This is a genomic window from Actinoplanes sp. NPDC004185 (assembly GCF_053603475.1).
Genome location: NZ_JBSGFR010000025.1, coordinates 103,311 through 122,063, shown reverse-complemented (window position 1 = coordinate 122,063; position 18,753 = coordinate 103,311). Strand labels below are relative to the sequence as shown.

Here is an 18,753-nt window from a genome sequence, read left to right as displayed (position 1 = left end):
TCACCTGCCCCCGTGCGCTGGTCGTCAAACAGTGAAGACGGTCAGCTCCGGCCGGCTCCGCCGTCGGAGAACACCAGCCGGATGATCTGGTCGTCGTCCGGTCCCGGCTCGGCGCCCTTCTCCCGGTTGGACGTGGTGACCCAGAACGAGCCGTCGGGGGCGGCCACCAGCCCACGCAGCCGGCCGTACTCACCGGCCAGGACCGACTTGGGCTGACCCAGCAGGGTGCCGTTCTCGGTCATGTCGACCATCCACACCCGCTGGCCCAGCAGGCAGGCCGTCGCGACCATCCGCTCCAGCACCGCCACACCCGCGCAGGACGAGTCGCCGATCGGCCAGCTCACCACCGGAGCGGTGAGCTTGGCGTCCGAACTGGCGCCGTCCGCCTTCGGCCACCCGTAATTCTTGCCCTTCTCGATCACGTTCAGCTCGCCGGACTTCTTCTGGTCCGACTCACTGGCGTACATCTTCTTGGCCGCGTCCCAGGCTATGCCCTGCACGTTACGGTGACCGGACGACCAGACCGGCGAGTTCTTGACCGGATTCCCCGGTGCGGGTTTGCCGGCGGTGGTGATCCGCAGGATCTTGCCGCCGAGGCTCTTCGGGTCCGGCGCCTGGTTGCCGGTCGCCGAGCCGTCGCCCGTCGTGACGTAGAGCATGCCGTCCGGGCCGAACGCGAGCTGACCGCCGTTGTCGTTCGCCGAGTGCGGGATGCCGGTGAGGATCGGCTCCGGCTTGCCCTTGAGCTTGAGCTTGGCGACGCGGTTGTCCTTCGCCGTCGAGTAGTAGATGAAGACGGTGGCGTCGGTCTTGTATTTCGGGGAGACGGCGATGCCCAGCAGGCCGCCGTCGCCGCCCGGCTCCGGCTCGGTGAGCCGCTGCACCTCGGTGACCTTGAGTCCCTCGGCGTCCGACTCCGGACCGACCTGCAGGATGCGGGCGGTGTCACGCTCGGTCACCAGGGCGGCGCCATCGGGCAGGAAAGCCAGACCCCACGGCACCTCGAGGTCCTTGGCCAGAACCGTGGCCGCCGCCGTGGCCTCGCCGCCGCTGCTGCTGTCCGGATCGGCGGAGACGGACGGGGCCGGCAGATTCGGCGGTTCCCCGGCCACATCGGGCTCCGGCGGACCGAAGCTGCACGCGGTGGTCAGGGCCAGCACGGCGCCAAGGGTCACGGCGCCCGCTCGGAACCGGCGACTGCGCTCGATCACACGACCTCCTCGTTTCCCCGGTCCAGGGTAGCGGGGCCGGCTGGGACGTCCGGCACACCTGGATCTCCGGCCGGGCAGGCGGCGCCCGGCGCGGCTAGGTTGGCACGGTGAAGGTCTGGATCGCCCACGAGAAGGGCCGCGAGCTGCTCGGCGACGTGCCGGACGGCGTCGAGGTCGAGGTCTGCGCCGATGCGGCCACGCTGCCGTCGGACCCCACGGACGTCCGGTTCTGGGTGCCACCGTTCAGCTCCACCGTGCGCGCCTCCGACCTGCTGCCGAAGCTGACCGGCCTGCGGGTCGTGCAGCTGCTCTCGGCCGGTGCCGACAACTGGGTCGGCCACGTGCCCGCCGGTGTGCAGCTGTGCGACGCGGCCGGGGTGCACGACGCGGCGGTCGCGGAATGGGTCCTGGGCGCCACGATCGGCTCGCTGCGGCAGTTCCCGGCCTTCGCCCGCGCCCAGCAGCGGCGCGAGTGGGCCCCGGCGGCGTTCACACCCACCGAGGAGCTCACCGGCAAGCGGGTGCTCATCGTGGGAGCCGGTTCGATCGGCCGGGCCGTCGAGCAGCGGCTGGCCCCGTTCGAGGTCACCGTGACCCGGGTGGCCCGCACCGCGCGTCCCGACCAGGACGTGCACGGGGTCGGCGAGTTGCCCGGCCTGCTGCCGCAGGCCGAGATCGTGGTGCTGCTCGTACCGCTGACCGAGCAGACCCGCGGGCTGGTCGACGGTTCCTTCCTGGCGGCGCTGCCCGACGGGGCCCTGCTGGTCAACGCGGCACGCGGACCGGTCGTCGACACGGCGGCGCTGCTCACCGAGGTCGCCTCCGGGCGGATCGGTGCCGCGCTCGACGTGACCGACCCGGAGCCGCTGCCCGTCGGGCACCCGCTGTGGGAGCTGCCCAACGTCTTCATCACCCCGCACATCGGCGGGGCCGTCGTCGGTCTGCTGCCCCGGGCCTACCGCCTGGCGGGGGAGCAGCTACGTCGGTTCGCCGCCGGGGAGCCGCTCGTCAACCGGGTCGTCGACGGCTACTGAGTCGTCCCGGAGCTCCTGCCCGCCGGCCGCGATGACCGCGGGCAGGTCGGCGGTGGTGACGCCGGTCAGCCGGATCACCTTGCCGTCGGTGAGCAGGGCGGACACCCGGCCGCGGTCGTCCGGCCCGAGCTGGTCGACCCGGGACCACGGGATGTCGACGCTGCCGAAGAGCGCGCGCACCCGCAGGCCGGCCGGGCCCACGTCGGTGCCGGCCCGCAGCGCCCAGATCAGCACGGCCAGCGGGATCAGCAGCAACGGTGTCAGCTGCCAGGTCACTCCGGCGAACGGGGCGGTGCCCACGAACGCGATCAGCGCAGCGACGACGAGGGCGCCGGACTTGCGGACGCGCAGGGCGGGTCGACTCACGTTCTCATCCTCGCACCCGCCGGATGCGGCGTTTTTGTCGGACCGGGCGGGGATACTGCTGGCCATGACCGAGCTGATAGCCATCGGCACCAAGAAAGGCCTCTTCCTGGCCACGAGTGAGGACGACCGGCGGAGCTGGCAGCTGAGCCCCGCGCACTTCCCCGGCATGTCGATCTATGCCGTCGCCATCGACAACCGCGGACCGCGGCCCCGCCTGCTGGCCGGGGTGGACAGCTCCCACTTCGGCCCCAGCGTCGCCATCAGCGACGACTTGGGGGCCACCTGGGAGGAGCCGGATGTCGCCCCGCTGGCCTTCCCGGCCGACACCGGCGTGGCCGTCGAGCGGGTCTGGCAGATCACCCCGGCCGCCTCCGGCGTCGTCTACGCCGGGGTCCAGCCGTCCGCGCTGTTCCGCTCCGAGGACGGTGGCCGGACGTACGAGCTGGTCCGAGCCCTGTGGGACCACCCGCACCGGCCCGAGTGGGGCGCCGGCTTCGGCGGGCAGGCGGTGCACACCGTCCTGCCGCACCCCGACGACCCCGACCGGGTGCTGGTCGCCATGTCCACCGGCGGCGTCTATCGCACCACCGACGGCGGTGCGTCCTGGGCGCCGGCCAACACCGGCATCAAGGCCTACTTCCTGCCCGACCCGTGGCCCGAGTTCGGCCAGTGCGTGCACAAGGTGGCCCGCGACGGCGCCGACCCGGAGCGCTACTACGCGCAGAATCACCACGGCGTCTACCGCACGGTCGACGGGGGCGACACCTGGCAGTCCATCGCCGGGACGCTGCCGGCCGACTTCGGCTTCCCGATCGTCGCGCATCCCCGCCGCGGCGGCACGATCTGGAGCTTCCCGCTGGTCAGCGACGGGCAGCGGGAGCCGGTCGAGCTGCGCTGCCGGGTGTTCCGCTCCACCGACGCTGGTGAGCACTGGGAGCCGCAGCAGGCGGGCCTGCCCGAGGAGCCGTTCTATCAGGTGGTGCTGCGCGACGCGATGTGCGCGGACGACGCGGAGCCGGCCGGTGTCTATCTCGGCACCCGCTCGGGCGAGGTGTTCGCGAGCCGCGACGAGGGCGAGAGCTGGACGTCCGTGGCGGCGCACCTGCCTGACGTGCTGTGCGTGCGGGCGGCGAGCCTCTGATGCCGACAGTGCTGGTCCCGGGGATGCTGCGCGCCGAGGCCGGCGGCGCGGCGCATCTCGAGGTGGGAGACGGCGGGACGTTGGGCGCGATCCTGGACGAGATCCGGGAGCGGTGGCCCCGGCTGGAACGAAGGATCCGCGACGAGAGCGGTGCGCTGCGGCGGTATGTGAACGTCTATGTGGACGGGGAGGACTGCCGCCGCTCCGGCGGCCTGGATACGCCGGTGCCGGGCGGTGCGGAGATCCAGGTGCTTCCGTCGGTCGCCGGCGGCTGAGGGCAGGGGGCACGGACGCCCGGGCAGAGGATCGGCGCGGCCGGGCGGCTGACGGAACGGCCGCTGGCGCTGCTGGCTGCCGGGAAACGCTTGCGGAATCTTTCGGCTGGATTGCCCTGCGGCTGTCCATACCCGACGATCTCGACGTGCGCAGCGAGACCGCGCGCACGTAACCTGTCCGGGGGACACTCGTTACCCGGTGTGGGTGCAGTGACTTCCCCTGGTCGCCGCCGCCTGGTCCGCCCAGCCCTCACCGTCCGCAGAGGATCACCCCCCACGTGGCAGTGCAGCCCACCGCGCGTCTTGGCACCTGGCGCCACCGGGTGGCCTTCCTGGCCGCCCCGGCGGCGGGCGCCCTTGTGCTGGTCGCAGCCCTGATCGGCCTGATCCCCGACCCGGCCGCGCTGGCTGTCGGCGTCGGCGGAGTCGCCGTCTGGGCCACCGCCGTCCTGGTGCACACCGCCCTGGTGATCCACCACCGGGACGGCACGTTCGCGGCCTGTCGCGGCGCCGGCTTCATCGGGATGGGCGCGCTGGCCACCGGCGCGACCACCGCGGTGCTCGTCGCCGACCCGCCCGGCCGGGGTTTCTACGCCGCCGCCGGGGTGGGCGCCGCCGCGGTTCTCTACATTCTCGGCACCATGCTGCTGCCCGGCGCGGCCTCGACGGTCGCGGTCCGGCTGCGGCGCGCGTTCGACGGGCTGGGGCTCGGTGTCGCCGTGGGCTTCGCGGCGTACCTGGTCACGCCCATGAAGCACACCCCGGTCGCGGCGCTGATCTGTGTCCTGCTCGCCGCGGCCGGCATCTCGATCGTCACGGTGATCGTGCTGCGGGCCCGGTTGCACCGTCCGGCCGCGCTGCGGTGCGGCGGTGGCGCCATCCTCGTGCTGCTCTCGCTCTGTGCCGCGGCCGATCTCATCCTGTCGGACCGCGCCGGATGGGTCGTGACGGTCTTCGGTCTGCCGCTCGTGGCCGGCCTGGGTCTCACCGCGGAGGGGGGCTCCCGGCGCAACGTGCCCGACGCCCCCGCGCCGCGCGAGAGGGACCAGTACCTCTCCGGTTATCCGCTGCTCGCCGTGCCCGCCGGCATCGGGGTCGTCGCCGCGCTGTACCACCTCGCCTTTCTCGGGCAGTTCGACAAGACCGCCGTGCTGCTCGGCATCTCGATGGTCGCCGTCCTGACCATGCGCGAGCTGCTGGTCGTCAGCGACATCCGCCGCTACACCGGGCAGCTGCGCACCAAGGAGGCGCACTTCCGCTCGCTGGTCGCCGGCGCCACCGATCTGACGCTGGTGCTCGATGACAAGCTGACCGTCCGCTGGCAGTCGCCGGCTGCGGCCCGGCTCTTCGGTCTCGCCGATTCCGAGGTCATCGGCCGCACGTTCCTGGAGCTCATCCACGCGGAGGATGTCCCCGGCGCGCAGGCCGGCCTGGAGACGCTGCTCTCCGGCGAGCACGACGACGGCCCGCCTGCCCTGCTGACCGCCCGGATCCGCGACGGGCACGGGATGTGGCGCGACACCGAGTCCACGGTGGCCGACCAGCGTTCGGTGCCCGAGGTCGCCGCCCTGGTCGTGCACGTCCGTGACGTCGGCGAGCGGCGGCACCTCGAACGCACCCTGCACAAGCTGTCGTACACCGACCAGCTCACCGGTCTGGCCAACCGGCGGGCGCTGATGCGGGACCTGCTCGAGCACCGGCGCCGCGCGGGGCAGCACGGCACCCTGCTCGTGATCGATCTGCACGGGCTCGCGGAGATCAACGACAGCAAGGGCCGCGAGATCGGCGACGCCGTCCTGATCCAGGTGGGCCGGCGGATCCGCAGCCTGCTCGCCGAGGACGACGTGGCGGCCCGGCTCGGCGGTGACGAGTTCGCGGTGCTGACCACCGACGGTGCGGTGCTCGCGTACGCGCTGGCCACCCGCATCGTGACGCTGCTGATGGAGCCGTACCAGCTGCCCGGCACGATCGTCGAGCTGCACACCAGCGTCGGGCTGGCCGAGCTGACCGGCGGCAGCGACTCCGAGGAGGTGCTGCGCCACGCCGACCTGGCCCGCAGCCGGGCCCGGCAGCTCGGCCACGACCGCGTCGAGTGGTACGACACCGACATCGAGATGCAGCTGCACCGCCGGATGGACCTGGAACGCGAGCTGCTCGGTGCGGTCGAGCGCGGCGAGCTCGACCTGGTCTTCCAGCCGGTCGTCTCGTTGAGCGACGAGCAGCCGGTCGGCGTCGAGGCGTTGCTGCGCTGGCGGCACCCGAAGCTGGGCACGATCATGCCGGCCGAGTTGCTGCCGATCGCCCGCGCGGTCGGCTGTGCCGCTGAGCTGGACGAATGGGTTCTCGACGCGGCCTGCCGGCACCTGGCCGGCTGGAGCGCCGGTGGCAGCGACTTCTGGCTGTCGGTGAACGTGTCGCCCCGCGAGCTGCTGACGGCCCGCTTCCCGGAACGGGTGGCGGAGATCCTCAACCGCCACGACCTGGGACCGGAACGCCTGGTCGTGGAGGTCCAGGAAGCCTGGGTCGCCGAGGACCTGCCGGCGGTGGTGGCGTCACTGACCGGCCTGCGCAAGCTGGGCGTCCGGGCGGCGCTGGACGACTTCGGCGCGGGCCAGGCGTCGCTGTCGCACCTGCGCAGGCTGCCGGTCGACATGCTCAAGCTGAACCAGATCCTGGTGAACACCCCGCCGGAGCCGGCGGTCGGCCCGGCGGTGATCGACGTGGTGGTCAGCCTGGGGCGCCGGCTGGGCCTGGAGACGGTCGCCAAGGGGCTCGAGACGGCGGAGCAGATCGAGCGGGCCCGGCGCGCGGGCTGCCTCTACGGGCAGGGATTCGCGCTGGCCAGGCCGGCGCCGGCGGAACGCATGGAAGCGTACCTGGACACGCACCGGGCGTCCTGAGCTCAATGCTCCCGGGGTGGGGCGGTGCTTCCGCGGGGAGTCAGGTGGGCCGTTCCCTCTTCCTCGTCGCCCACCGGCTCGCCGGCTATCGCGGCCAGGAGCTGGCGGGCCGCGTGAGCCCCGTACGCCGCGATGTCCCGGCTCAGGGCGGTCAGCGGCGGGTGGACCAGGGAGCACAGCGGGGAGTCGTCCCAGGCCACGATCGACAGGTCGCCCGGCACCGACAGGCCCATCTCCTGGGCCACCGACAGACCCGCCACGGCCATCACGTCGTTGTCGTAGATGATCGCCGTCGGGCGTTCCGCGTTGATCAGCAGACGGCGGGTCGCCCGGCCGCCCTCCTCGCCGGTGTAGTCCGACGGGACCGTGATCGCCTCGCTCAGCCCCAGTGACGCGCAGACCTCGGTGAACGCGCGCGTGCGGGTCTGGGTGTGCAGCAGATCCGGCAGACCGCCGACCCGGGCGATGCGCCGGTGGCCGAGCGCCATCAGGTAGCCCACCGCCTCGGTGATCGCGCCTGCGTCGTCGGACCAGAGCTGGGCCAGCTTCCCGGTGTCGCCGGGGCCGCCGATCACCACCGCCGGTAACTGGAGCTCGTTCAGCACCGGGATGCGGATGTCGTTCTCGCGCAGGTCGGTCACGAACACGCCGTCGACCCGGCGTTCGCCCCACCATCGGCGGTAGACCTCGGTCTCGGTCTGCGGGGTGGCCACCACCTGCAGCGTCAGCGCGTACGACCGGGCGGCCAGCTCCTGCTCGAAACCGCTGATCAGGCCCATGAAGAACGGCTCGATGCTCAGTATGCGGGCGGGCCGGCACAGGGTGAGGCCGACCGCGCGGGCGCTGGCCCCGGACAGGGCGCGGGCGGCGCTGTTGGGGTTGAAGCCGATCTCCTGGGCGATGGCCACGATCCGCTGCCGGGTCGCGTCGGAGACGCCCGGTTGCCCGTTCAGCGCGTACGACACCGCCCCTTTGGACACGCCGGCTCTGCGCGCGATGTCGGCGATCGTCGGCCGCTTCACTCGGGTCGCCTCTCTCTTCCAGGAACATCGCCAGTGGAGCGCTCTCACGCTACCTCGCTCCACCATGCCCCTGGCGGGGGCTGGGAACTTGATCGGTTAAGTGTTGCAGACCACAACCGATCGCGTAACCCCACAGAAGCATAGTGGTGGTTTTGCCCCGATTTACGGGTGCTTACAGCGGTTGGTAACGGGCGATGACATCAATATGAAACACGCTCTTGACAGCACGTGAGCCGCGTCATACGGTCGCGTCACTTATCCGGTTCAGTAAATTCTCAAAGCACTTTCCCTGGGTGGAGGAGTAATGGAACGGTTCGCCAAGCGGGGCGTGGCGCTGATCGCCGCCGGCCTTGCCGGAAGCCTGGTTCTTGCGGGCTGCAGTGGCCAGGACCTCGAGGGTGGCAGCGACAAGGCCGCCCAAGGACAGGTGACCCTGAAGGTCAACTTCTGGGGTGACATGGGCCTCGACAAGCTCAAGGCCGCGTACGAGAAGGACCACCCGAACGTCAAGATCGTGCTGAACTCGGGCGAGTACAACGCCCAGCACGAGGACCTGCAGAAGAAGCTGGTCGCCGGCAGCGGCGCCCCGGACATCTCCGCGATCGACGAGGGCTTCATCGTCCAGTTCCGCGGACAGAGCGACAAGTTCGTCAACCTGCTCGACAAGGGTGCGGCGAGCTACGAGTCGAAGTACCTGCCGTGGAAGTGGCAGCAGTCGATGTCCACCGACAAGAAGACCCAGATCGGTCTCGGCACCGACGTCGGCGGCCTGGCCATGTGCTACCGCTCCGACCTGTTCAAGAAGGCCGGCCTGCCGACCGACCGCGAGTCGGTCTCGAAGCTCTGGACGACGTGGGACGACTTCATCGCCACCGGCCAGAAGTACACCAAGGCCACCGGCAAGAAGTTCGTGGACTCCGGCACCAACATGTTCAACCCGGTGCTCGCGCAGCAGCCGCAGGGCTTCTACGACGAGTCCGAGCAGCTGCAGATGGAGGGCGGCCCCAAGGTCGCGTTCGACGTCGCCATGAAGACGATCGACGCCGGCCTCTCGGCCAACCTCGCCAGCTTCCAGCCCAACTGGGACCAGGGTTTCAAGAAGGACCAGTTCGCCGTGCTGGCCTGCCCGGCGTGGATGCTCGGCCACATCCAGGACACCGCGCCCGACCAGAAGGGCAAGTGGGACATCGCCACGATCCCCGGCGGCGGCGGTAACTGGGGCGGCTCCTGGTGGACCATCCCGAAGCAGGGCAAGAACGCCGACGAGGCCTACAAGTTCGTCGAGTGGATGGTTCAGCCGGCCCAGCAGATCGAGGTCTTCAAGACCGTCGGCAACCTGCCCTCGCAGCCCGCGCTGTACAAGGACCCGGCGGTGCTGGACTACAAGAAGGAGTTCATGAGCAACGCGCCCACCGGGCAGATCTTCGCCTCCACCGCGGAGGGCCTGAAGCCGCAGTACCTGGGCAAGAAGAACGGCCCGACCCGGGTCGCGGTGGAGAACGTGATCACCCGCGTCCAGCAGGGCTCGCTCAAGTCGAACGCGGCCTGGCCCGAGGCGGTCAAGGCGGCCCAGAAGGCAGCCACTTCTTAAAGCGAAACGACGGCGGGGCGGCCCGGGTGGCCGCCCCGCTGCTCCCTGGAAGGAGTGGCCGTGTCCCTCACCCGTAGCGCGCCGCCGACCGCGAATCCCGAACCGGCGCACCGCCGCGCCTCCGAGTCCGCGCCCAAGCAACGCAACTGGCTCCACCGCTTCGACAACAAGCGCGTCCCGTACCTGTTGATCTCGCCGTTCTTCCTGCTCTTCGCGATCTTCGGGTTGTTCCCGATCGTCTTCAACGGCATCGTCGCGCTGCGCAACTGGCGGCTCGACGACCCGACCCTCACCGGCTGGGCCGGCCTGGCCAACTTCGAGAGGCTCATCCACGACGACGCCTTCTGGAACGCGCTGGGCAACACGTTCGGCATCTTCATCCTGGCCACCGTGCCGCAGCTGCTGATCGCGCTGATGGTGGCCAACCTGCTCAACCGCAAGCTGCGCGGCAACACCTGGTGGCGGGTCGGCGTGCTGCTGCCGTACGTGACCCCGGTGGCCGCGTCGACGCTGGTCTTCGCCGTGTTCTTCTCCCGTGACAACGGCATGGCCAACTGGCTGCTGTCGCTCGTCGGCTTCGGCCAGGACACGCCGCTGGACTGGCGGGCGTACAAGTGGAGCTCGTGGATCGCCATCGCCACGATGGTCAACTGGAAGTGGATCGGTTACAACGCCCTGCTGTACCTGTCCGCGATGCAGTCCATCCCGAAGGACGTCTACGAGGCGGCGGCCGTCGACGGCGCCGGGCCGTGGCGGCAGTTGTGGCGCATCACCGTGCCGATGATCCAGCCGGTGCTGATCTTCACGGTGGTCCTGTCGACCATCGGCGGCCTGCAGCTCTTCAACGAGCCGATGCTCTTCGAGGAGAACCCGGCGGCCGCGTCCGGCGGCTCGAACGGGCAGTGGCAGACCATCGCGCAGCTGATCTACAAGGTCGGCTGGAAGGACCTCAACCTCGGATACGCGGCCGCCATGTCGTGGGCGCTGTTCGTGATCATCCTCATCGTCGCCGCCCTGAACGCCCTGGCGACGAACCGCCTCGGAGGAGGACGCCGATGACCGCCACCGCACCTCGGCTGAAGCCGCGCCGCCGCGCCGAGATCGGCCGCGCACCCCAGGACACCGGCGGCAATTGGCGTACCTACGTCGCCCTGGTCGCCGTGCTCGGGCTGTCGGCGTTCCCGCTGTACTGGATGTTCGTCATCGCCACCAGCACCGACGAGGCGGTCGCGCAGATCCCGCCGTCGGTGGTCCCCGGCGGCGAGTTCGTCAACAACCTGCGCGAGGTCTTCACCCTGCAGCAGGTGTACTTCGCGGCCTCGCTGATCAACAGCTTCATCGTCGCCTTCGTGGTGACGGCGTCCACGCTGTTCTTCTGTTCGCTGGCCGGCTTCGCGTTCGCCAAGCTGCGGTTCCCGGGCCGGGACAAGCTCATGATCGTGGTGATCCTGACCCTGACCGTGCCCAACCAGCTCGGCATCGTGGCGCTGTACATCCTGATGGGCAAGCTGGGCTGGAACGGGACCCTGCTGTCGGTCATCGCGCCGTTCCTGGTGAGCGCGTTCGGCGTGTTCTACATGCGGCAGTTCATCATGCACGCGGTGCCGGACGAGCTGATCGAGTCGGCGCGCATGGACGGCGCGCTGACCATGCGGGTGTACTGGAGCATCGTGCTGCCGGCCATCCGGCCCGCGCTCGCGGTGCTCGGCCTGCTGACCTTCGTGGCCACCTGGAACGAGTTCCAGTGGCCGCTGATCCAGCTCAACGGCACCGAGTTCCCCACCTCGATGGTGGCCCTGTCCGACCTCGCCAGCGGTAACTACGTCATCTACCGCCGGGTGCTCGCGGGCGCGTTCGCCGCCACGGTTCCGCTGCTCGTGCTGCTGGCACTGGGTGGGCGGCAGATCGTGCGAGGGATCATGGAAGGCGCCGTCAAGTCCTGACCGCAGGACGCATAAGGAGAAGCGTGACCTCGTACCGACCTCTGCACGAGGGTTGGGCGCTCAGCGGCGGCGACGTGGACAGCGTCGCCGCCACCGTGCCCGGCTGTGTGCACACCGACCTGCTCGCCGCGGGCCTGATCGACGACCCGTACCTGGACGAGAACGAGAAGAAGCTCGCCTGGATCGGGCGCACCGACTGGGTCTACGACACCGTGTTCCAGCACGAGCCCGGCGCCGGCCGCACGGACCTGGTCTGTGCCGGGCTCGACACCGTCGCCACCGTCGTGCTCAACGGCGTCGAGCTGGGCCGCACCGCCAACCAGCACCGGAGCTACCGCTTCGACGTGCGGGACGCGCTGCGCGACGGTGAGAACCAGCTGCGGATCCACTTCACCTCGGCGTACAGCTATGCCGAGGCGCAGCGGGACCGGCTCGGCGACCGGCCCAACGCCTATCCCGAGCCGTTCAACTTCATCCGCAAGACGGCCTGCAACTTCGGCTGGGACTGGGGTCCGACACTGGTGACCGCCGGCATCTGGCAGGAGATCGGCCTGTCGAGCTGGTCGCTGGCCCGGCTGGCCGAGGTCCGCCCGCAGGTCACCGTGGCCGACGGGGTGGGCACGGTCGAGGTGCGCGTGCGCCTCGAACGGGACACCGCCGGACCGGTCACCCTGACCGCGACCGTCGCCGGCGAGCGCGTGGAGACCACGACCGAGGGCGACGAGGCCGTCCTTTCGCTCACCGTGCGCGATCCCGAGCTCTGGTGGCCGATCGGGTACGGGGACCAGCCCCGTTACGACCTCGAGGTGACCGCGTCGGGGCCGGACGGCGAACTGGACACCTGGTCCCGCAAGGTCGGCTTCCGTGACGTGCGCATCGACACCGCACCCGACGCCGACGGCAGCGCGTTCACCCTGATCGTCAACGACGTCCCGGTCTTCGTGCGGGGCGTCAACTGGATCCCCGATGACGTCTTCGCCAACCGGGTCACCCGCGAGCGCCTCGCCGCCCGCTTCGCCCAGGCGATCGACGCGAACGTCAACTATCTGCGGATCTGGGGCGGCGGCCGGTACGAGTCCGAGGACTTCTACGACCTCGCCGACGAGCTCGGGCTGATGGTGGGGCAGGACTTCCTGTTCGCCTGCGCGGCGTACCCGGAGGAGGAGCCCTTCGCCTCGGAGCTGATGGCGGAGGCCCGCGAGCAGGTGGTGCGGCTGGCCCCGCATCCCAGCCTGATGATGTGGACCGGCAACAACGAGAACATCTGGGGCCACGAGGACTGGGACTGGAAGCCGGCGCTCGGCGACAGGACGTGGGGTGCGGGCTACTACTTCGACGTGCTCCCGGGCATCGTCGCCGCCGAGGACCCGAGCCGGCCGTACTGGCCGGGCAGCCCGTACTCGGGCCGGGACGACAAGCACCCCAACGATCCCGCGTACGGCACCATGCACATCTGGGACGTCTGGAACACCGACGACTACACCAAGTACCGCGAGTACCGGCCGCGGTTCGTCGCCGAGTTCGGTTACCAGGCACCCCCGGCGTACGCGACCCTGCGCCGGGCCATCAGCGACGAGCCGCTGAGCCACGACTCACCGGGCATGCAGGCGCACCAGAAGGCAGCGGACGGCGACGCCAAACTGCAGCGCGGCCTCGACGCCCACCTGCCCGCGCCCCGCGACTTCGACGACTGGCACTACCTGACCCAGCTGAACCAGGCCCGGGCGCTGTCGCTGGGGATCGAGCACTTCCGGTCGTTGCGCCCGCACTGCATGGGCACGATCATGTGGCAGCTCAACGACTGCTGGCCGGTCACCTCCTGGGCGGCCGTGGACGGCGACGGCCGCAAGAAGCCCCTCTGGTACGCCCTGCGCCGCTCCTTCGCCCCGCGCCTGCTGACCGTGCAGCCCCGCGACGGCGGTCCGGCCCTGGTGGCGGTCAACGACTCGGTGGAGCCGTGGACGGTGTCGGCGGTCGTCTCCCGCCGTACCCTCGACGGGCTCGTGCTGGCCGAGGTGACGCTCGACGCGACCGTCGCACCCGGCGCGGCCACGACGCTGCCGTTGCCCGCGGAGGTCGGCGCAGCCGCCGACGCCACGGCGGAGGTGCTGGTCGCCGAGGCCGAGGAGCACCGGGCCTGGTGGTTCTTCGCCGAGGACAAGGACATCGCCTGGCCACCGGCGAAGTTCGACGCCGTCTTTGAGGCGGTGGGCCCGGACGCGCGGGTCAAGATCACCGCGCATCACATCCTGCGCGACCTGACCCTGTCGCCGGATCGCCTCGACCCGGCGGCCGAGGTGGACGAGGCGGGGGTGACGTTGCTGCCGGGCGAGTCGGCGACGTTCGTCATCCGCGGCGGGGCCGGGCTGGAACCGACGGCTCTGTCCACCCGCCCGGTGCTGCGCTGCGTCAACGATCTGGTCTGACCGCCGGCGCCGCCGCGCCCAGCCTCGGGAACACCGGGCGCGGCGGCCCGTCGCAGCGCAGTTGTCCGGCCAGCCGATCGGCGCCGGAGGGCAGGAACGGCCGTAGCTCGCCGGCCAGCAGCTGACAGAGGCCGAGCACCTCGGCCAGCACCGGCCCGGGATCGGCCAGCTTCCAGGGCTGCGTGGCCTCGATGAGCCGGTTGCCACGGGCGATGTCGTCCCACAGCGCGCCGGTGGCCGCCCGGAAGTCGCCGGCGCGCAGGGCGGCATCGATGCGCTCCGGCAGTTCCGATTCCACGGCGGCCGGCCGGATCCGCCCGTGCCGGCGGGCCAGGGTGAGCGTCCGGTTGACCAGATTGCCCAGGCCGTTGGCGAGATCCCGATCGGCCCGCGCGACCAGCCGCTCGACGGTGAAGTCGGTGTCGCCGACCGGCGCGACCTCGCTGAGCAGCCACCAGCGCACCGCGTCCACGCCGAAGCGGTCGGCCAGCGCGACCGGATCCACGGCATTGCCGGCGCTCTTGGCCAGCTTCGCGCCGTCCACGGTCAGGTAGTCGTGCACCAGGATCGTGGTGGGCAGCGGCAATCCGGCGGACAGCAGCAACGCCAGCCAGTACACGGCATGGAAACGCACGATGCCCTTGCCGATGACGTGGACGCGTTCATCCGAGCCGAGCCACCAGGTGCGCAGCTCATCCCCGTCGCCCAGCGCGGTGACGTAGTTGGCCAGCGCATCCCACCAGACATAGACGGTCTGGTCAGGGTCGTCCGGCACCGGAATGCCCCAGCCGCCGGCGCGCGCGGCGGGCCGCGAGACGCTGAGATCGCGCAGCCCGGCCCGGACGAACGCCAACGCCTCGTTGCGCCGGGCCGCGGGCTCGACGCGCACCTGCCCGGACTCCAGCAGGTCGAGGATCCGCCCCTGATAGCGGGACAACCGGAAGAACCAGTTGGTCTCCTCGACCCGTTCCGGGACGGCCGGGTGCTCCGCGCAGCCGGACTCGTCCAGGAACTGCTCACAACCGGCGCAGTAGAGACCGGTGTAGCTGTGCCGGTAGAAGTCGGCCGCGGACCGCCGCCACAGCGCGGTCACGCCGAGCGCGTGCCGTGGGTCGGACCCGGTCCGGATGAAGTCGTCGAACGACAACTCCAGCGGCTCCCGCAAGCCGGCGAACCGGTCGGCGTTGGCGCGGACGAACGCGCCGACCCCGACCCCGGCAGCCCGGGCGGCGGCGACGTTCTTGAGCGCGTTGTCGTCGGTCCCGGTGAGGAACCGGACCCGCTCGCCGCGCTGCCGGCGGTGCCGGGCAAGCACATCGGCCTGCACAAGCTCGAGCGCGTGACCGAGATGCGGCGGCGCGTTCACGTACGGGATGGCGGTGGTGACGTAGAAGGTCATGCTCCCTCTTCCGCCCCGCCCCGAGCACGCCGTCCCCGCCCGAGGCGAGGACTTGTCCGGTGCTGACTACCGCACGCCGAACGGCCCCGCGAAGGGGCGCATCATCGACGGGCGCGGCGGCTGCATGAACCTCATGCTGGCAGCGCGCCGGACCCGCAGCCACCGCTTTATCGGCGACCAGGACGGCGACAACTCATGTGATTCCGGTCATCGTCGGTGATCGCTATTCCTTTCCGTCGTTGATTGGGCCAAGGTGGTCGTCGCGTCATCGAAGCGACGGAGGATTCAGGTGGATCGGCTCTGGAGCCGGATCGGCATCCGGGTGGGCTCGGTGGGTCTGCTCGTGGGCGGTCTCATCGGCGGTGTGTATCTCGGTGAGCATCAGACCGAGCAGCTCGCCGGCGACCAGGCCGGCCTTGTCGTGCAGGCCGACGCCGCGGATCTGCGTCTGCTCAAGGAGCGGCACGGCCAGCACGCGGCGGCCCGGGCCCAGCGGCGGCAGGCCGAGGAGGAGGCCGCGGCCAAGGCCGGCACGGCGGCCAAGGCTGCTGCCGGCAAGGCGCGCATGCTGAACCGCCGGGCCATCGAGAAGAAGGCCGACGAGAAGCGCCGGGCCGAGGCCAAGAGGAACGGGACCGTGGGCTTCGACGGGCCGATTCCCTCGTCGTGCAACGAGTTCAAGGGCAACCGGGCCATCGGGTGCGCGCTGATGATCGACGCCGGTTTCCCGGTCAGCCAGTTCGGCTGCCTCAACAAGCTGTGGAACAAGGAGAGCGGCTGGAACCACCGGGCCCGCAATCCCAGCTCCGGTGCGTACGGCATCCCGCAGGCCTACCCGGGCAGCAAGATGAGCTCGGCCGGCGCGGACTGGCAGAACAGCCCGGCGACGCAGATCAAATGGGGCCTCGGCTACATCAAGGGCCGGTACAAGACGCCGTGTGGGGCCTGGTCGCGGTCCGAGAGCACGGGGTCCTACTGATGGGCTACACCGGCCGGATCGTGGTCGCGCGATCGGCGGAGCCGCTCACCGCGCTGGCTGACGCCGACGTGCTCGACGAGTCGTCCTACGCGGGCGGGTGGCGGGCCGCGCAGCTGGACGGCGATTTGCGCAACGCCCTGCGGATGCTGGTGGCGGAGACCGGAGCACCGGCGATCACGGCCTTCATCCTCGACAGCGACGTCGCCGATGTCGAGGCGGCGACACCGGCGGGCGGCTACTGGCACGTCTACCTGCATCCGAAGAAGGCCGCCGACTACGGCGCTCCCGAGCTCGGGACGACCACGGCCGAGGTGACGGCACCGGCGCTGGCCTGGGCCGCCGAGGCCGGTCTCACGGCGGACGGCGAGGCGGTGCGGACGGCTCTGGACGCCACGAACGTCTTCGCCGAGGAAACCTTCGACGAACTGCTCGCGGCGCTCGGTATCAGACCGGCTTAGCCCGGAAGGCGGCCGACCGGCCGGCCACGCACGAAGCTCCGTGGGTGGCGGCCGGTCGGCCGGTGCTGCTTCTGCTGTGCGCTGACCCCGTACGAGATTATTCGGGGACCTTGCGGTAGGCGCCGTCGCTCGCGCTGGTGGCCATCGAGGCGTAGGCGCGCAGCGCCGCCGAGACCGGGCGCTGCCGGTCGGCCGGGGTGTACGGCTTCGGCCGGCGTTCCTGGGTGTGTCGGCGCTGGGCCAGCTCCTCGTCCGAGACGTTCAGGGTGATCGTGCGGCCGGGGATGTCGATGGTGATCTCGTCACCGGTCTCGACCAGGGCGATCAGGCCGCCGGACGCCGCCTCCGGGGAGACGTGCCCGATGGACAGGCCCGAGGTGCCGCCGGAGAACCGGCCGTCCGTGATGAGCGCGCACGCCTTGCCCAGGCCGCGGCCCTTCAGGAACGAGGTCGGGTAGAGCATCTCCTGCATGCCCGGCCCGCCGCGGGGTCCCTCGTAGCGGATCACCACGACGTCGCCGGCCAGGACCTGCTTGCCGAGGATGCCGTCGACGGCCGCGTCCTGACTCTCGAAGACGCGGGCCGGGCCGCTGAACTTCCACAGCTCCTCGGCCACGCCGGCGGTCTTGACGACGCAGCCGTCGGGCGCGAGGTTGCCGAACAGGATGGCCAGGCCGCCGTCGACCGTGTACGCGTGCTCGACCGAGCGGATGCAGCCCCCGGCCGCGTCCGTGTCGAGCGTCGCCCAGCGGTTGGTCGTGGAGAACGGCTGGGTGGTGCGCACCCCGCCCGGCGCGGCGTGGAAGAGCTCCAGCGCCTCCTCGCTCGCGTTGCCGCCGCGGATGTCCCAGGTCTCCAGCCAGCTGGTCAGGTCGGGGGAGTGCACCGAGCGCACGTTCTGCCGGAGGGCGCCGCCGCGGTTCAGCTCGCCGAGCAGGGCCGGGATGCCACCGGCGCGGTGCACGTCCTCCATGTGGTACTTCGGGCTGTTCGGGGCGACCTTCGACAGGCAGGGCACCCGGCGCGACACTGCGTCGATGTCGGCCACGCTGAAGTCCAGCTCGGCCTCGCGAGCGGCGGCCAGCAGGTGCAGCACCGTGTTGGTCGAGCCGCCCATCGCCACGTCCAGGGCGACCGCGTTCTCGAAGGCGTCGCGGCTGGCGATGGCCCGGGGCAGCACGCTCTGGTCGTCGTTCTCGTAGTACTGCTTCGCGATGTCGACGATCAGCGAACCGGCCCGCTCGAACAGGGCCTTGCGGGCGGTGTGGGTGGCCAGCGTCGAGCCGTTGCCCGGCAGGGCCAGGCCGATCGCCTCGGTCAGGCAGTTCATCGAGTTGGCGGTGAACATGCCGGAACAGGACCCGCAGGTCGGGCAGGCCGAGCGCTCGATGGTGTCGAGCTGGGCGTCGGTGACGTTCTCGTTGGCGCTGGCGCTCATCGCGTCGACCAGGTCGAGCTTCTCGTGCACCACGCCCTCGATGGCGACGGTCTTGCCGGCCTCCATCGGGCCGCCGGAGACGAAGACCGTCGGGATGTTGAGCCGCAGGGCGGCGATCAGCATGCCCGGGGTGATCTTGTCGCAGTTCGAGATGCAGACCAGGGCGTCGGCGCAGTGCGCGTTCACCATGTATTCCACCGCGTCGGCGATCAGCTCACGGCTGGGCAGCGAGTAGAGCATGCCGCCGTGGCCCATGGCGATGCCGTCGTCCACCGCGATGGTGTTGAACTCGCGCCCGATACCCCCGGCCTCGAACACCGCGTCGGCGACCAGACCGCCCATGTCCTTGAGATGGACGTGACCGGGCACGAACTGGGTGTAGCTGTTGGCAATGGCGACGATCGGCTTGCCGAAATCGTCGTCGGTCATGCCGGTGGCGCGCCACAGGGCGCGCGCGCCGGCCATCGTCCGACCGTGGGTCGAGGTCCGGGAGCGCAGCTCAGGCATTACTACATACTGCCACCGCGGGTAAGGACCGCGCCTGTGCCGGGCGACACCCAGTCCACTGCG

Annotated in this window: 16 protein-coding genes; 11 read left to right on the top strand and 5 right to left on the bottom strand. The window is 70.8% G+C overall.

Features of this window, described 5'->3' with window-relative positions:
- Window positions 1-41: 41 nt before the first annotated feature.
- The gene (locus tag ACWEOZ_RS25335; RefSeq protein WP_451913149.1) at window positions 42-1,211 is read right to left on the bottom strand and encodes a PQQ-dependent sugar dehydrogenase; all 1,170 of its coding nucleotides are present in this window, start codon (window positions 1,209-1,211) and stop codon (window positions 42-44) included.
- Window positions 1,212-1,318: 107 nt separating this feature from the next.
- Between ACWEOZ_RS25335 and ACWEOZ_RS25330 the strand changes: the two genes are divergently transcribed.
- Window positions 1,319-2,245, top strand: coding sequence for a 2-hydroxyacid dehydrogenase (locus ACWEOZ_RS25330; RefSeq protein WP_451913148.1), 927 nt, complete (start codon window positions 1,319-1,321; stop codon window positions 2,243-2,245).
- Here the strand turns inward: ACWEOZ_RS25330 and ACWEOZ_RS25325 are convergent.
- Window positions 2,189-2,611 (bottom strand): PH domain-containing protein, encoded by a 423-nt coding sequence (locus ACWEOZ_RS25325; protein ID WP_451913147.1) that lies wholly within the window; start codon window positions 2,609-2,611, stop codon window positions 2,189-2,191. The genes ACWEOZ_RS25330 and ACWEOZ_RS25325 overlap by 57 nt on opposite strands.
- A gap of 64 nt (window positions 2,612-2,675) precedes the next feature.
- Here ACWEOZ_RS25325 and ACWEOZ_RS25320 point away from each other — a divergent pair, with 64 nt between their 5' ends.
- The 3 genes from ACWEOZ_RS25320 (at window position 2,676) to ACWEOZ_RS25310 (ending at window position 6,927) form a co-directional block, all read left to right on the top strand.
- Window positions 2,676-3,752, top strand: a complete 1,077-nt coding sequence (locus tag ACWEOZ_RS25320; protein ID WP_451913146.1) for a WD40/YVTN/BNR-like repeat-containing protein — start codon at window positions 2,676-2,678, stop codon at window positions 3,750-3,752.
- Window positions 3,752-4,027 carry a ubiquitin-like small modifier protein 1 gene (locus tag ACWEOZ_RS25315; RefSeq protein WP_451913145.1) on the top strand — a complete coding sequence of 92 codons (276 nt, stop codon included), beginning with the start codon at window positions 3,752-3,754 and terminating at the stop codon, window positions 4,025-4,027. The genes ACWEOZ_RS25320 and ACWEOZ_RS25315 overlap by 1 nt, the downstream gene beginning before the upstream one ends.
- A 278-nt stretch (window positions 4,028-4,305) precedes the next feature.
- Entirely contained in the window at window positions 4,306-6,927 is a 2,622-nt protein-coding gene (locus tag ACWEOZ_RS25310; RefSeq protein WP_451913144.1) for a putative bifunctional diguanylate cyclase/phosphodiesterase, read from the top strand.
- Window positions 6,928-6,929: 2 nt separating this feature from the next.
- Here ACWEOZ_RS25310 and ACWEOZ_RS25305 read toward each other — a convergent pair whose 3' ends face one another.
- Entirely contained in the window at window positions 6,930-7,949 is a 1,020-nt protein-coding gene (locus tag ACWEOZ_RS25305) for a LacI family DNA-binding transcriptional regulator (RefSeq protein ID WP_451913143.1), read from the bottom strand.
- A gap of 304 nt (window positions 7,950-8,253) precedes the next feature.
- On the opposite strand from ACWEOZ_RS25305, the gene ACWEOZ_RS25300 reads away from it, so the two are divergent.
- Genes ACWEOZ_RS25300 through ACWEOZ_RS25285 form a run of 4 tightly spaced genes read left to right on the top strand, consistent with a single transcriptional unit; the run spans window position 8,254 to window position 13,909 of the window.
- The gene (locus tag ACWEOZ_RS25300) at window positions 8,254-9,540 is read left to right on the top strand and encodes an ABC transporter substrate-binding protein (RefSeq protein ID WP_451913142.1); all 1,287 of its coding nucleotides are present in this window, start codon (window positions 8,254-8,256) and stop codon (window positions 9,538-9,540) included.
- Between the two features lie 60 nt (window positions 9,541-9,600).
- The gene (locus ACWEOZ_RS25295) at window positions 9,601-10,599 is read left to right on the top strand and encodes a carbohydrate ABC transporter permease (protein WP_451913141.1); all 999 of its coding nucleotides are present in this window, start codon (window positions 9,601-9,603) and stop codon (window positions 10,597-10,599) included.
- Window positions 10,596-11,483, top strand: a complete 888-nt coding sequence (locus ACWEOZ_RS25290) for a carbohydrate ABC transporter permease (RefSeq protein ID WP_451913140.1) — start codon at window positions 10,596-10,598, stop codon at window positions 11,481-11,483. Before ACWEOZ_RS25295 ends, ACWEOZ_RS25290 begins: the two co-directional genes overlap by 4 nt.
- 23 nt (window positions 11,484-11,506) lie before the next feature.
- Window positions 11,507-13,909 (top strand): glycoside hydrolase family 2 protein, encoded by a 2,403-nt coding sequence (locus tag ACWEOZ_RS25285; protein ID WP_451913139.1) that lies wholly within the window; start codon window positions 11,507-11,509, stop codon window positions 13,907-13,909.
- On the opposite strand, the gene ACWEOZ_RS25280 is transcribed toward ACWEOZ_RS25285, so the two are convergent.
- Window positions 13,893-15,308 (bottom strand): methionine--tRNA ligase, encoded by a 1,416-nt coding sequence (locus ACWEOZ_RS25280; protein ID WP_451913138.1) that lies wholly within the window; start codon window positions 15,306-15,308, stop codon window positions 13,893-13,895. The genes ACWEOZ_RS25285 and ACWEOZ_RS25280 overlap by 17 nt on opposite strands.
- Window positions 15,309-15,360: 52 nt before the next feature.
- Between ACWEOZ_RS25280 and ACWEOZ_RS25275 the strand changes: the two genes are divergently transcribed.
- The 3 genes from ACWEOZ_RS25275 (at window position 15,361) to ACWEOZ_RS25265 (ending at window position 16,745) form a co-directional block, all read left to right on the top strand.
- Complete coding sequence (locus ACWEOZ_RS25275) at window positions 15,361-15,528, top strand: hypothetical protein (protein ID WP_451913137.1); 168 nt, start codon at window positions 15,361-15,363, stop codon at window positions 15,526-15,528.
- Between the two features lie 69 nt (window positions 15,529-15,597).
- Window positions 15,598-16,287, top strand: a complete 690-nt coding sequence (locus ACWEOZ_RS25270; RefSeq protein WP_451913136.1) for an aggregation-promoting factor C-terminal-like domain-containing protein — start codon at window positions 15,598-15,600, stop codon at window positions 16,285-16,287.
- A complete protein-coding gene (locus ACWEOZ_RS25265) occupies window positions 16,287-16,745 on the top strand; it encodes a hypothetical protein (RefSeq protein ID WP_451913135.1) in 459 nt (152 codons plus the stop codon). Before ACWEOZ_RS25270 ends, ACWEOZ_RS25265 begins: the two co-directional genes overlap by 1 nt.
- Window positions 16,746-16,842: 97 nt before the next feature.
- On the opposite strand, the gene ilvD is transcribed toward ACWEOZ_RS25265, so the two are convergent.
- Window positions 16,843-18,690, bottom strand: a complete 1,848-nt coding sequence (gene ilvD, locus ACWEOZ_RS25260; protein WP_451913134.1) for a dihydroxy-acid dehydratase — start codon at window positions 18,688-18,690, stop codon at window positions 16,843-16,845.
- Between the last annotated feature and the right edge of the window lie 63 nt (window positions 18,691-18,753).